Source organism: Caulobacter sp. RHG1, from assembly GCF_013181195.1.
Taxonomy (GTDB): domain Bacteria; phylum Pseudomonadota; class Alphaproteobacteria; order Caulobacterales; family Caulobacteraceae; genus Caulobacter.
Genome location: NZ_SMZP01000006.1, coordinates 35,909 through 50,353, shown reverse-complemented (window position 1 = coordinate 50,353; position 14,445 = coordinate 35,909). Strand labels below are relative to the sequence as shown.

At 65.5% G+C, this 14,445-nt stretch carries 9 protein-coding genes; 4 read left to right on the top strand and 5 right to left on the bottom strand.

Translation table 11 applies throughout. The annotated features are described in order from the left end of the window. Positions 1 to 10 precede the first annotated feature (10 nt). The 5 genes from E1H18_RS16770 to E1H18_RS16750 form a co-directional block, all read right to left on the bottom strand. Positions 11 to 6,106, bottom strand: a complete 6,096-nt coding sequence (locus tag E1H18_RS16770) for a DUF3320 domain-containing protein (protein WP_172270540.1) — start codon at positions 6,104 to 6,106, stop codon at positions 11 to 13. Between the two features lie 190 nt (positions 6,107 to 6,296). Continuing rightward, entirely contained in the window at positions 6,297 to 7,025 is a 729-nt protein-coding gene (locus E1H18_RS16765) for a M48 family metallopeptidase (protein ID WP_172270538.1), read from the bottom strand. Next, positions 7,015 to 7,287 carry a hypothetical protein gene (locus E1H18_RS16760; protein ID WP_172270536.1) on the bottom strand — a complete coding sequence of 91 codons (273 nt, stop codon included), beginning with the start codon at positions 7,285 to 7,287 and terminating at the stop codon, positions 7,015 to 7,017. Before E1H18_RS16760 ends, E1H18_RS16765 begins: the two co-directional genes overlap by 11 nt. Before the next feature lie 315 nt (positions 7,288 to 7,602). Continuing rightward, positions 7,603 to 7,959 carry a hypothetical protein gene (locus E1H18_RS16755; protein ID WP_172270534.1) on the bottom strand — a complete coding sequence of 119 codons (357 nt, stop codon included), beginning with the start codon at positions 7,957 to 7,959 and terminating at the stop codon, positions 7,603 to 7,605. Continuing rightward, entirely contained in the window at positions 7,949 to 8,929 is a 981-nt protein-coding gene (locus E1H18_RS16750) for a helix-turn-helix domain-containing protein (protein ID WP_172270532.1), read from the bottom strand. Before E1H18_RS16750 ends, E1H18_RS16755 begins: the two co-directional genes overlap by 11 nt. A gap of 555 nt (positions 8,930 to 9,484) precedes the next feature. Between E1H18_RS16750 and E1H18_RS16745 the strand changes: the two genes are divergently transcribed. From E1H18_RS16745 to E1H18_RS16730, 4 genes are all read left to right on the top strand, one after another. Then, positions 9,485 to 11,119 (top strand): tannase/feruloyl esterase family alpha/beta hydrolase, encoded by a 1,635-nt coding sequence (locus tag E1H18_RS16745; RefSeq protein WP_172270530.1) that lies wholly within the window; start codon positions 9,485 to 9,487, stop codon positions 11,117 to 11,119. Further along, entirely contained in the window at positions 11,119 to 11,685 is a 567-nt protein-coding gene (locus E1H18_RS16740) for an NADPH-dependent FMN reductase (RefSeq protein WP_206679084.1), read from the top strand. The genes E1H18_RS16745 and E1H18_RS16740 overlap by 1 nt, the downstream gene beginning before the upstream one ends. Before the next feature lie 173 nt (positions 11,686 to 11,858). Further along, positions 11,859 to 13,145: an amidohydrolase family protein gene (locus tag E1H18_RS16735; RefSeq protein WP_206679083.1), complete on the top strand. Its 1,287-nt coding sequence runs from the start codon at positions 11,859 to 11,861 to the stop codon at positions 13,143 to 13,145. Further along, complete coding sequence (locus E1H18_RS16730; RefSeq protein ID WP_172270526.1) at positions 13,142 to 14,425, top strand: MFS transporter; 1,284 nt, start codon at positions 13,142 to 13,144, stop codon at positions 14,423 to 14,425. The genes E1H18_RS16735 and E1H18_RS16730 overlap by 4 nt, the downstream gene beginning before the upstream one ends. Positions 14,426 to 14,445: the final 20 nt, after the last annotated feature.

Below are 14,445 nucleotides of genomic sequence, written 5' to 3'. Positions count from 1 at the left end.
TTTCCAATGGTTAGTGCGCGAAATGATCCCGCACGTAGGCCGCGACCTGGTCCAACGGGATCTCCGGCGACGAGGCGCCGGCGCGTACGACCAATCGCTTGGTCGCCGGGCCATTCCCCTCCGACAGCGCGAGGTAGACAGGCGTCCGGGACCGTTTGACATCGATCCTGCAGACCAGCTCGCCCTTCAGCATCGGATAGCTGACAGAGACGCACCCAGCCCTGAAACTCTCGGAGAAGCGATCCTTGATCAGGTTGGTCAGGTGCAGTTCGAACCGGTCACGGACGCCGCCGAAGCAGGCCACGTCTTGACCAATCCCTCGAACGGTTCCGTCGTCCCGAACCCCGATCAGCAGAACCCCGCCGCTGTGATTGCTGAAGGCGGCGATCGCTTTCATGGCGCTGTCCTCCAGTTTCTTGTTCACAAGACCCTGACGGAGATCCCAGCGCAGCGTCTCTTTGAACTCGAGCCGTTCGCCTTCGCCTTCCGCGATCAGCATTTCCAGCGCGGGCCTTTCAGGCTCCCGCTTCGGCTGGGGCGCATTGGGACCGACCTCGATCAGCGTATCCCGTCGCGCGAGAACGCCCTTTTCAACGGCGCGCTCGACCACGACGCCGAGCACGTCACGCAGTTGGGTGCTGGTCGCCTTGAAACCGAAGGCTCGCGAGACAGCCTGAATGGCCTGGTCCTCGGTGGCGCCAAAGTTTCGGGACACCACATCGACCAAAGCCGCTTCGATCTCGGCGGGCGGCAGCATGTCAGGCCGGCGTAGTGTCGGCGAGGCCGCCTCGCCACGATCGCGCACAAGGATATCGGTGCCCGGCGTCGAGAAGAACTCCCCTTCCGCCACGATCCGGCCCATGCGGGTCGAGATGTCGACGGCGTTGCGTATCGCATCGCGAATTCGACCGCCCGCCCTGCCGACGCCCCAGGCGGTGCGCATGCGGACGACGATTTCGTCGAAATGGATCGGCCCTTCGCCTTGAACGACGGATTCCGCCAATTGCGACAGGACCCCCGTCGGCGTCTCATGGATGTCGCCGAAGACATGGGCTGGGCGCGTCACGACCGTCTCGACATAGGGTTGCGAAAGAGCCGCCTCTTCGGCGACGCCTGCCAGCCCCATTTCCGTGACGTCCTCGCGCTCCACGGAAATGATCTCGTAGGGCGCAAGACGCGCCGCGGCCGCGCCATCGCGAACCAACTCGACTTTGGCGGCTTCGATGGCGGCTATGGCTCGCTCGAGCTGCTCCTGCGGACGCTTGAACCAGTCGCCGCTCCAGATACGATGAACGATCCAGCCTTGGCTCTCCAGAACGCTGCGGCGCAAGCGATCGCGGTCACGCGCGGAACGCGCGCCCTTGTAGGACGGCCCGTCACACTCGATGGCCAAAAGATATCGGTCCGGATGATCCGGCGAGGCGACGGCGATATCGATGAACAGGCCCGACACGCCCACGTCCTGGTGAACCTGGTAGCCACGGCTGTGCAGGGCTTGAGCCACCTGGGCCTCGAAGACGGGATGCCGGTCACGGCCGATCGACTCGGCCAGAGACATCCGCCCAGTGCGAGCGAAGTGCATGAACAGTTTCAGCGCGAACACGCCTTTGCGCGTCGAAGCGAAATCAGGGTCGATATCTTCGTCGGTCAGGGAGGCGAAAACCTCGCACCGCCGCTTGGCTCGGCTAATCAACACGTTCAGGCGACGCTCGCCGCCGTCTTGTCCGACAGGTCCAAAGCGCATCGGCGGCCTGGCGTCGAGCGCCGTGGGTCCATAGCCGATCGAGATCAGGATGACGTCGCGTTCGTCCCCCTGGACGTTCTCCAGGTTCTTGATGAAGAACGGCTCGGTCGGATGCAGCTGGAAGAAAGCCTCGTTCGCCGGCGTCAGCTGTCGACGCAGGAGCTCCAGCTGCTCCATGATCGCCTTGCGTTGCGCCGCCGAGAAGGCGACCACACCCAGCGATAGCTCCGGCGTGGTGCGGGCGTGATGGACGATGGCCTGGGCGACGGCCTTGGCTTCCACGGGATTGGTGCGCGAGGCGCCGGTCTCGAACACCCCTTCCTTGATGTGGTGGAAACGCAGACCCAGTCCCGATTGCGCCGTGAACGGACTGGGGATGATCACCAGCTTGTTCTCATAAAACTGGCGGTTCGAGATCGCGATCAGCGACTCATGGCGGCTGCGGTAGTGCCAGCGCAGCATACGCATAGGCAGGCCACGCGCCGTGAACAGCCCCAGGATGCTCTCGATGTCGGCCACCTTGGCGGCGCCTTCATCGTCGTCTCCGTCGGCCTGCCCCGTCATCTTCGAGAAGAAGGCCGTCGGCGGCAGTTGCTGCGGATCGCCGACGACCACCACCTGGCGGCAGCGCGCGATCGCGCCGAGAGCGTCTACAGGCTGGATCTGGCTGGCCTCGTCCATGACCAGAAGGTCGAAGGTCAGCTCGCCCGGCGGCAGGAATTGCGCCACCGATAGCGGGCTCATCATGAAGACGGGCTTCAGCCGCTGTACCGCGGGGGCGGCCTTCTGCATCAGCTGGCGGATAGGCATGTGCCCCCGCCTACGCGCCATCTCCCCTTTCAGGACGCCCAACGGGCCGACCGCGCCGCCAACCAACGGGGGGATCTTTCGGTGATGCGCCCGCGCCACCTGCATGGCTGCCAGGCGAATACGCTGCTGATCCAAATCGACGAACTCGCGAACGCGGCGGCCTTGAATTTCCCCGTCGAACACCGCCAGTTCGGGATCGGCTTCGACCTGCTGCTCCAGCACGGCTTCGAAGAAGGCCTGTTCGAAATCGTCATGCACGGCCACGGGCTCAAGCCGGCCGTCATGCAAGCGCTCGACGATGTCGTTCAAGCCCAGCGCCGCGGCCTGCTTGGCGCGGGCGCGATAGTTCACCCAGGAGGTCAACCGCTCGCCGCCGTCTCGCCAAGCCGCCAGATGGGCGCCCAAGATCGCGACCGGCGTCGTCAACAGATCTTCAGCCACGACGGCCGCCTCGGCGCCAGCCTTGAGATCGCCGAGCAAGGCGCCGACGTCAGCGGTCCAGACGTCCCGCGCCGCCAGGCTCGCTTCCCAACGGCTCGCCAGTCCAGTCCGGTCGGCGATCCGTGACGCCAGCGCGCGGATGTCTCCGTTGGCCAACAGCCACAACGCCGCCTCAGACAACTCGGTCCAGTCCGACGCCTCGGCGCGCCATCGAGACCCGAACGCCGCCCGCCCCTGCGCGTCAGCAGAGACCAGAGCCGCGCGGCGGCCCTGGCCCTTCAAAAGGTCATCCAGATCACGCAGGCGGACGGCCAGCGAGGGTTCATCCTGAAGGCGCAGCGCCAACAAAGCCCGGTGCGTGCCAACGACGACATCGCAAGCCTGCGCCAAGGCGGCGAGGTCGGTCAAAGCTGGCTCTTCCGCTGAGCCGAACAGCTCCCGTCGACCGCTTCCCACCTCGTCCCAGAGCCGATTGACCTCTGTCCAGAGCGTATCCAGGTCACGCGCCAGCGCCACCGTAAGATCGGCGATGCGCCGGCGATCCGGGCTGGCGCTGACGATGAGACGCGGCTCCGCGCCCAGACCACGCAGACTGCGCATCCACTCCACCAGCGCCGTAAGCGGCGCGGCCGCCGACCGCTCTCCTCGCCAGTCACCAGCGAAAGCGCTACGGCCAAACTCGGCGTCGTCCCGGATGAGCTTCAGGGCCGCCTGTCCGCGCGCTAGAGTGTCCAGAAGCGCCAACTGGCGCGCCAGCGGCGTTTTCGGGTCAGTCAGGAACGACCGGACCAGCCGGTCTGCCGCCCGCCACTCACCGCTGAACAGCCTGAAGAAGGACGACCCATGGGCCGCGAGCACGCCGCGCGCCGCTGCCAGATCCGCCGACCAGCCAGCATCGCTCAGAGCCGCACCGATCTCACGACGCGCTTCTTCCAAGGCTTGAACCGCGCCTGCTAGGTCCGCCGCTCTCTCGATGCCGCTGTTCCAGAGGTCCTGGGCGAAAGCGGCGGGATCCGCGTCCGGCGCCGCCCCTACCCGCTCGCCGATCTGGGCCAGGTCCGCCAATCCCTTGACGTCAGTCGGCCGCGCCTGACGTCCCAGCGCCTCGGCAAGCCGGCGTCCCTGCTCGAGCAGGAGAGGGACACGGCTGACGATCACGACGGCCCGATCGAAAGCCTCGTTCGACATGGCCGGGTCGAGCGGTGCGAGCACTGTTCGCAGCGGCTCCAAATCGACCGACCAGGCCTCGCTCGAAAAGATCGGAGCCAACTGAGTTGTCAGCGCCGTATGCTCGACGCCGTTGGCGAGCAGATCGCGCACCACGCTCGGCGTGTCCCAGATCTCGGACGCCAAGGCCTCGGCGTCGAGCGACGGCGCTTCGGCGAGACGGCGCGCCAGGACCGCCAGGGGTTCAAGTCCGGTCAGCGTCTCCGGCTCGCGCGCTTCAAGCAGGCTCGCGATGGCGACATTCTCTTCGCGCATGGCGACTAGGCGCAGGTACAGCGCCGCCAGTCGCTCTTCCAGCCGGGCAATATCCGTCGGCATCGCCCTGTCCCGTTCGACGCCACGCCACAGATGTTCGCCTGGCGCGCCGATGTCGAGAACGCGTTCGGCCAATTCCCCCAGCAGCCGTGAACGCTCCTCGAACGCCGCCTTAGTCCAGGCTTCCACGCCGTCGAGACGCAGATAGCCCGGCTTCACACCCGCCTGTCGCAGACGAACGAGATGGCCGATCACCTCATAAGGCGTCTGTTGCGACGCGCCCAGGGGCGTATGCAGTCGTTCGGCGTGGGCGTTCAGGTGATCCCGAGCATCCGTGAGGCGGGCGTTCAGCGCCTCCAGGCTCTCAGACTTCGGTGCGCCCAGTTCCCAGGTCCGACGAAGCTCCTCGAGGACGGCGCGCTTGTTGGCCTTGTTGCTATGCAGTTCGAGGCAGGCGTCGCCAACACCCGTGGAATCCAGGCGGCGCTTCACCACCTCCAGCGCGGCCATCTTCTCCGCGACGAACAGCACCGTCTTCCCATCGGCGATCGCCGAGGCGATGACGTTGGCGATGGTCTGGGACTTGCCGGTGCCTGGCGGCCCCTGGATCACCAGGTCACGCCCGCGACGCACCTCTTCCACCGCCAAGGTCTGAGAGCTGTCGCTGTCGACGATATGGATCATCTCCGACGGCGAGATATTGGCGTCGATCGACTCGTCTTCCGACAGGAGGGCTTCACCTTCGGGGAAGCCATCGGACACCAGCGGGCGGATCAGCGCGTGATCGGCCAGCTTCGCGCCCGCCGGCCACGTGGCCGGGTCCAGGTCGCGGTACATCAGAAACTTGGCGAAGGAAAAGAAGCCCAGGACGATATCGTCCGGATCGACAGACCAGCCTTCCTTCGACGAGATGGCGTCAGCGACCGCCGCGGCGTAGGCGGACGGGTCGAAATCGTCACTCGCCTCGAACGTCGGCAGCTTCAGGCCGTGAACACGGTCCAGATAGGCTTCCAGCGACAGGTTCGCGGCGAAGTCCTCCAGCCGCGCGCGCAGCTTGAATTTCTCGGCCGCATTGCCGCGCTCCAGCTCGACCGGAACCAGAATGAGCGGCGCGTACCGGACGACGCTCGTATTGTTCGGATCGACCCACTTCAGGGTTCCCAGCGCCAGGAAGAGGATGTTGACGCCCTGCTCCTCTTCCAAGGTTCTGGCGTCGTAATAGAGGTCTAGCAGCTTCTTCTGCAGACCTGCGGGAGTCAGCCGGGTCTGGAGTCGGGTGTCGGCATGGCGATTGGCGACGCCGCGTGCATCGACCCCGTCGTCCTCGGGCTGCGCCAGTTCCGCGATCTCGATTTCATCATCGTCCTGCTCGGCGGTCGCGCCCTTGCCGGCCAGGAAGGTGAAGGCCTTGCCGTCCTTGACCAGCAATCGGAACACCTCGGCCGTGCGCTCGTCGATCACCTCAAGCGTCTTGGCGCTCTTTGCCGAACGCGGGATGTTCAGAAGCCGGTTGCGGGCTGAGAGATCCAGTAGCTCCGTCCTGGCGCGTTCCAGCTTCGCATCCAGCGGAAGATCGCTTTCGAACACCGATTGGCGCTCGCCCGCAGCAGTTGCAGCAACATCAGTCATATTCGCCCCCGTTGAGCGCACTCTACGAGGGGGACGTGCATCGTCTAGAGGGCGAACCGCAAATTGAGCATGGCCGAGCCTAGCCCCCGCGCGCCCTTGAGCGGCGCAATCCGATCAGCTCGGTGGCGTCGCGCCAGTTGCGGACCTCGGCATCCGCCCAGAAACAGGACCTCTTCCGGACGGCGCGTGTTCAACGATCCCAATCTTCATCGGCCAACGGCTCTGCGTTCAGTTCGTCACGAAGCGTTCGCCAATTCGGCAAAGACTTGTCCATCAGATCGACAAAACGGTCTGAGTGCTGGCGCTCCAGGAAATGCACCAGTTCGTGAACGACAATATATTCGAGAGTTCGGGAAGGCTTCTTCACCAGCTCGAGATTAAGCCAAATGCGTCCGGCATCGACGCTGCACGTCCCCCATTTGGTCTTCATCCGCTTGATACCCCAGACCGGTGGCGGCACATCCAGTTTGATCACCCACTTGTCGATCATAGGCGCCGCTTGCGATCGGAGCTCTTCCCGGTACCAGCTGAGGAATACACGCTCTCTGGTGTCGCGGTCGCTCTCGGACCTGACATAAAGATCAAGGGCCTTCACGCTGCGGACTTGTACCCAGCCAGCGGGGGCGCCTTCGATCACGCGCAGCCGATATGGCCGTCCCATGAAATAATGGGTCTCGCCCGACACATAGGCGCGCTCCGATTGGCGAGGCTGATCGGCGAACCGGGCGCGTTGACGTTTGATCCAGGGCAAGCGGGTCACTACGGCCAAGCGAACCGCATCGTCGCTCACGGCGAGTGGCGCTGCTACCCGAACTCGCCCGTGGGGGGGATAAACACCGACATGCAAGTTCTTAATTGGCTTGCGTACGACGTCGATACGAAGACCGCCAACACTGATTTTATGCGCCTCAGTACTCATGCTGGCTCTTCACCAGATCCATGATGAACTCGACCTGCTCGTTGTCGGAAACATGACAGCGGATAGCGTTGCGAATTTCGCGCTCTTTGAAGGTATTTCCGCGCCAGTCGTCCTTCTTGACCTTGCGAATGTCGGTATCGATCGCCGCGGCGACGTCTTCGTTATTGCTGAGGTTGTCATACAGCGCGCGCCGCGCGGCCGAGTTCATTGAGTCTGGATAGGTCGCGCCGCCCGGGTTGCTCGCCGCCTTTGTGAGCGCCACGATCTTGGCGAGATATTCTTCGTAGTCGATGCCAATGTCTGGAATTGACGCTAAGTGCTCGTATAGGACCAACAACTATAAACGATGCACCGCTTGTTGCTCCTTCACAAGCGCGGCCCTTTGCTCTTCAGATAGGGCCAACCGAGCCTCTACCGTGATCTCCCCGACTAAAAGGTCGATCACAAACGAACGCCAAACGGCTACGCTATTCGACAGCAGCCAAGGATATCGTCGGATAAGCCGGCGGAGCACCCAGAGCGGCAGCCTAATCTCCATAGGAAGCCGGTGGAGCGCTGCACCTGGTCAACACCGGTTTCATCGAGCGTCAGTAGAGGTCTCGCCGCCATGCACCGCGCATGGGTCGCCATGGCGCATGAGCCAGTCAAACGCAGACAGCTGAATCCTGCCGCTGACGGGGTTCTTGCATTGCGCGCCTGAACGGGTCCGTTCGCCGCACATCGCTCGGCCGTCTAGCGCGACCCATAGCTCGTACTCCTCCACCTCCAGCTGGTAATGAGCTGCAGCAACCGCCTTCCAGTCATCCAGATAGGCGAGGACCATTTCGGCCTCGAGAGGGATGGTTTCTGCCCCTCCGGGCGCTGACACGGCCGCGCTGAACTCGATGCCGGCTTTGACCAGCTTCTCGACGACTCTTCGTTCTTCAGCGCGCATGGGTGGCTCCAAAGGCGTTTGCGGGATCAACGATAGTCACGGACAGATCGCGAAGGAGCGCGCCAAGTTCGTCGCGTAGCGCTCTGGCCGCCAAGGCCGTGCGCGTCCGTATCGTTCGGGATGACGGGATCCACGCACATGGGGCGAGGTAGCTGGTCGCCCATCCCAGATCCTTGGTGCGGATCGCACCGGCCCAGATCTCACTTGGCCCTTCGAAGGCCTGCGACCCGGCCGGCAACTGAGCAGAGGGGGGCGGCGCAGCTTCGTCCGCCCAACATCCTTTGAGAAGCCAGCTGGTCGGCGACTTGGTGAACCGCCTGGGACGGTCCTGAACGCGTTGGGCGTACCCCCGCGCGCCGCGAATGAGTTCGTCCGGCGTTGCGTCGCCACAGCGGACCAGGCGCATGAACGCGACCTTGGCTCCACGCTGTTCGACCTTGTTCGGATAGGCGGACCAAAACTCAGCGAAGTGATCCTCGGATGTCCCCGCCTGGGGCGCGTTGGGTTCACTTACCGGTTCTATTACAGGTTCCTCTATATAGGCGGACGCCATATTGGCGGGTGTTGGTGCCGAAATTGGCGGGTGTTTCGCGCCAAATTGGCGACCGAAGGCCCTCTTCAGCTTCGCCAAATTGGCGCCCCCTGGGCTCTCCAGGGATGGCTGGTCGGGCTCTTGACCGCCCTCCCCGCCGAAACGGCGCAGCGTATAGAAGTAGGCGCTTTCGCCACGCCGCCGGTCCTGCCTAGCCTCACGGCTGATCCATCCTTCAGCGATCAACCAGGCCAGATGCCTCTCGATCGTCCGCTCGCCTTGCGCCGTCCACTTTGCAAGCCGCTTCACGGAGGGGAAGCAAGTCCAGGCTTCCCGGCCCTCGTCCCGAGCATGTTCCGCAAGCGCGACCAGAATAAACTTGGCGCCGCTGCTGCGGATCGGGGCGTTGAAGGCCCATTGCATGGCGTAGAGGCCCATTTCAGGCCTCCCCTGCACAGCTAGGAAGGTTAGACACCCGCCCAAAAACGCCAATGAAAACAAGACCCCGTTTCGAACGAGTTAGACACACTAACGCATTGTTTTCATTTACTAGTAGGACATCCTCCCGGGCCGCTATAAACGGTCAATATTTCAACATCTTGAGATATTTTCTAGCCCGCGGCCAGCCGTCTCGAAACCGGACCAAAACGGGCAGAACGGGCAGAACGGGCAGAACGGGACTCGAAGTCCCCGAATAGTCCCGGATAATGTTCCACCTTTGTTTACGGCACTTCGAAGCATTCAATCCTTAGTTCGTCACAGCGCAGCCCTTCGCGTCTGCCCGGTCTCGGCTGTCGGGCACGCCCCATAGCGTCACGCGCACCGGTCTCGGTGGACGGAGGCGCAGTCGGCTCCTTGTGACGGCGGCGCGGGCAGCTTCAGCCCAGCTTTTAGGCGCCGGGGCCGATCGCAGCGGACCTATCTCATTGCCATTGAGCATCGTGTGATTGTCATACAATGTACTTCGGTTCTTGTAATCGGAGACTACTCGACATGACGCGATTGGCGCCCCGCTGGCGGCAGCTGTGGATCGGGATCGTCGCCTGCTATGCGGCGACAGCGTGGGGGTCCGACGCGGCGGCGCAGGGTAACAAGGCTTCGACGGATGCGAACCTGACGGCCAAGGCGGTCTGCGAAAGCGTCGTGGCCTGGGATCTTTCGCGACTGGACGGCGCGCCGACCTCGATCACGGCCGCCAAGCTGGTTGCGGCGGCGAACGGGACGCCGGAATATTGCGACATCAGCGGCTATGTGCAGCCGCAGATCCAGTTCCAGCTGCGTCTGCCGACCAAGACCTGGAACGGCCGCTACTTCCAGGTCGGCTGCGGCGGCTTCTGCGGCGGCGTGAACATCCAGAACTGTGGCGACGTGCTGGCCAAGGACTTCGCCGTCAGCGCCAACAACATGGGCCATGTCGGCCACTTCCTGCGCGACCCGCTGTGGGGCGAGAGCGAAGACGCGCGCCGCGACTACGGCCGCCGCGCCACCCACGTCTCGGCCATCGCGTCCAAGGCCATCGTCGAGAAGTTCTATGGCGCCAAGCCCGCCTTTTCCTATTTCCGCGGCTGCTCGACGGGCGGTCGCGAGGGGCTGATGGAGGCCCAGCACTATCCGGGCGACTTCGACGGCATCATCGCTGGTGACCCCGCCTTTGCCGGCCGCCTGGGCGCGATCGCCAACACCTGGGACGCCAAGTATCTGCTCAAGCCCGACAACACGCCGGTGATGTCCGACGCCACCCTGCAGGTGCTGCACCAGGCGGTGATCGCCGCCTGCGACGGGATCGACGGGGTCAAGGACGGGATCATCATGGATCCGCGCGCCTGCAAGTTCGACGTCAAGACGGTGCGCTGCAAGGACGGCAACGAGGGCGCGACCTGCCTCAGCGAGGCCCAGGTCGCCGCCGCGCTCAAGGTCTATGACGGCCCGCGCAACAGCAGGGGTGAACGCCTGTTCCCCGGCGGCGAGACCTTCGGCAGCGAAGGCGCCTGGAAAGGCGACGACCGCCTGACCCTGGCCGACGGCGCCCAGCGCTTCCTGAACTTCACGCCCAATCCGCCGACGTCGTTCACCTACCGCGATTTCGACTTCGACGCCGACATCCCGAAGATCAAGGACGCCCTCACCCGCTATGACCCGGTCGCGCCGGACACCGCCCCCGACCTGACCGCCTTCGAAGCGCGGGGCGGCAAGCTGATCCTGTATCACGGCTGGGCCGACCAGGGCGTCTCGCCCCTGAACACGCTGGACTATTACGCCCAGGTCCACACCCGTCAGGGCGGGCTGGACAAGACCCGCAACTGGTTCCGCCTGTTCATGGTGCCGGGCATGTTCCACTGCCGCGGCGGCAATGCGCCCAACACCTTCGACTTCATGCCGGCCGTCATGGCCTGGGTCGAGAAGGGCGAGGCTCCGAATGGCGTGGTCGCGACCCAGAAGGACGCGAGCGGCGCGGTCATGCGTCAGCGCCCCCTATTCGCCTACCCGCAGTTCGCCGCCTATGACGGCAAGGGCGACGTCAACGCCGCCGCCAGCTGGAAAGCCGCCACGCCGAAAAAGCTGACCGACGACCGCATCGACTGGATCTTCGGTCCCAAGGCCACCGCCCCGCAGACGGGAGAGCAATGATGAGCCCCCTGATCGTCGGCATCGGCGGGGCCACGCGTCCCGGCTCGACCACCGAACTGGCGCTGAAGGTCAGCCTGGCTGCGGCGCAAGCTGCCGGGGCCGAGGTCCGCCTGTTCGACGGCGCCTTCCTGGCCAGCCTGCCGCACTATGATCCCGCCGCCGCGCGCACCCCGGCCGAGGCGGCGTTCATCGCCGCCTGCCGCGCCGCCGACGGCTTCGTGATCGCCAGTCCCGCCTATCACGGCGGCGTCTCGGGCCTTGTGAAGAACGCCATCGACCTGATGGAGGAGATGCGGGCCGACGCGCGGGTCTATTTCGACGGCTGCGCGGTCGGCTGCATCGCCACGGCCTATGGCCCGCAAGGCGGCGGGCCCGTGCTGGCAGGCCTGCGGGCCATCGTCCACGCCATGCGCGGCTGGCCCACGCCCTGCGGCGCCTCGGTCCAGAGCGCGTCCGGGCTGTTCGACGCCGAGGGCCAGTGCCAGGACGCCAAGGTCCGCGAGCAGCTGGAGCTGGTCGGCCGTCAGGTCGTCGCCTTCGCCCGGACCACCGCCCAAGCGGCTTGATCCTGATCAATTTCCAGGCGCCGCGCAGCCATCGGCTTCGCGGCGCCGCTTTGCCGTCCAACCCCGGCTTCGATTGCATACCGTATGCGACAGGGGTGGGACCCGTCTTGGAAAGGCCGATTTCCTTGATTACCCATGATACTCGACGAGGGCGGCGCAGGCCGGCTCTCTCCGTGCTGCTGGCCGCGTCCGCGCTGGCCAGCACGGCCCAGGCGCAGGACACGGTGATCCACGCCGGCCGGCTGATCGACGGCCTGACCACCAAGCCACGCGAGCAGGTCTCGATCCTGATCGCCAAGGACCGCATCACCGGCGTCGAGGCGGGCTTCGTCACGCCGGCCGGGGCCAAGGTCATCGATCTGTCCAAGGCCACGGTGCTGCCGGGCCTGATCGACTCGCACACCCATGTCACCTCGCTGAGCCGCACCGGCAATGGCATCGCCAAGGCGGTGACCAATTCGGCGCTGGACGCGGCCCTGGCCTCGACGGTCAATGTCGGCAAGATCCTGCAGTCGGGCGTCACGACGGTGCGCGACCTGGGCGGGCTGTCAGGCGTCGATATCGCCATGAAGAAGGCCATCAACCAGGGCTCGGTCGCCGGACCTCGCATGTGGGTGGCCGGCGAGGCCATCGGCCCGACGGGCGGCCATAACGACTGGAGCCACGGCTATGCCGAGGACGTCTCGCGCCGCGACTGGGGCGCGGGGCTGGCGGATGGTCCCGACGCCGTGACCAAGCTGGCCCGCACCGAGCACAAGCTGGGCGCCGACCAGATCAAGATCATGCCGAGCGGCGGCGTGGTCAGCCAGGGCGACGATCCCAAGGCCCAGCTGATGAGCGAGGCCGAGATCAAGGCCGCCGTCGAGGCCGCCCACGCCCTGGGCATGAAGATCGCCGCCCACGGCCACGGCAAGGGCGCCATCGACGTCGCCGTCCGCCTGGGCGTCGACTCGATCGAGCACGGCACCTATGCCGACGCCGAGTCCTGGAAGCTGATGAAGGCCAAGGGGACCTATTTCATCCCCACCCTGCTGACGACCCAGCGCCTGTACGAGACCGCCAAGACCCGGCCCGAGGCGCTCAATCCCTCGACCGTGGCCAAGGTTCTGGCCATGGGCCCCAGCCTGACCAAGCTGACCAACGCCCACGCCGCCGGGGTCAAGATCGCCTTCGGCAGCGACACGGGCCAGGGCGAGAACGTCAAGGAGGCCGCGCTGATGGTCCAGGCCGGCATGAGCCCGGCCGAGGTGATCACCGCCGCCACCGCCGCCGGCGCCGACCTGATCGGCTCGCAGGACATCGGCGCGGTCGCTCCAGGCCGATATGCCGACATCGTCGCCGTGGCCGGCGATCCGCTGGCCGACATCACCGAGCTGGAACGCGTCAAGTTCGTGATGAAGGGCGGCAAGGTCTATCGCGCCGACGGCGCCCCGGTGTTCGTGGAGCTCGTCAATCCATGACCGCCGACGCGCTCGAAGCTCCCGCCGCCGTCCGCAAGCCGATCGGCGCCAAGGGCTGGCTGATCATCGGCATCTGCCTGTTCGGCATTTCGACCGGCCCCGCCGCCTTTGGCCTGGCCTCGCTGGGCCTGGTCATCAACGCCTTCCAGGAGCAGTTCGGCTGGAGCCGCAGCGAAGTCAGCGGCGCGGCGTCGCTGATGATGCTGTGCACGGCCCTGTCCCTGCCGTTGGTCGGCGGCCTGGTCGACAAGTTCGGGGCGCGACGCGTCCTGATCCCGTCGGTCATCGCCCTGGGCCTGTGCCTGCTGGCCATTCCGCTGGTCGTGACCAAGGTCTGGCAGTTCATGGCCGCCTACGTGCTGATGGGCACCCTGGCCGCCGGGGCCAACAGCGTGCCCTATATGCGCATCCTGGCCTCGTGGTTCGACCGTTCCCGGGGCCTGGCTATCGGCATCGCCGGCAGCGGCACGGGCCTGGGCTTCGCCTACGTCCCCCTGGTCGGCCAGGCGGCGATCCACCAGTTCGGCTGGAAGGGCTGCTATGTCGCCCTGGCGCTGATCATGCTGTGCGTCACCCTGCCGATGGTGCTGTTCCTGCTGAAGGAAAAGGCGCAGGGCGAACCCAGCATCGACTCTGATTCAGACACCGCCGAAGCCAATCCGGCCGAGAGCCAGGGCGACACGCTGAAGGCCGCCATGGCCAAGCGCGACTTCTGGGTGCTGGCCTCGATCTTCGTGGGCCTGGCCTTCGTGCTGTACGGCCTGATCCCGCACATGGTCCCGCTGCTGACCGACCGAGGCCTGACGGCCGAAGCCGCCGCCAGCATGGCCTCGCTGTTCGGCTTCGCCACCTTCGGCGGGCGGGTGCTGATCGGCTTCCTGATCGACCGCTTCGACGCCCGAAAGATCGCGGTGATCTTCTTTGGCCTGTCGGCGCTGGGCATGGCCCTGCTGGCCGTGCCGCTGCCGACCTGGGCGCTGATCGTCCCGGCCCTGCTGCTGGGCGGAAGCCTGGGGGCCGAGGTCGACATGCTGGCCTATCTGACCAGCCGCTATTTCGGGCTGAAGGCCTTCGCCCGGATCTTCGGGGTGCTGTTCTCGGCGGTGATGGTGGCCATGGGCCTGGGCCCCGTCGCCTTCGGCGGGGTCTATGACGCCACCGGCTCGTACCAGGTGATGCTGGCGATCGGCGCGCCGGTCTGCATCGTCGCGGCCCTGCTGATGCTGGTCCTGCGGCCCTATGGCGAGCGCAAGCGGGGGGCGGCGATCTCGGTCACCTGACCGGGATGCTCCGTTCAAAG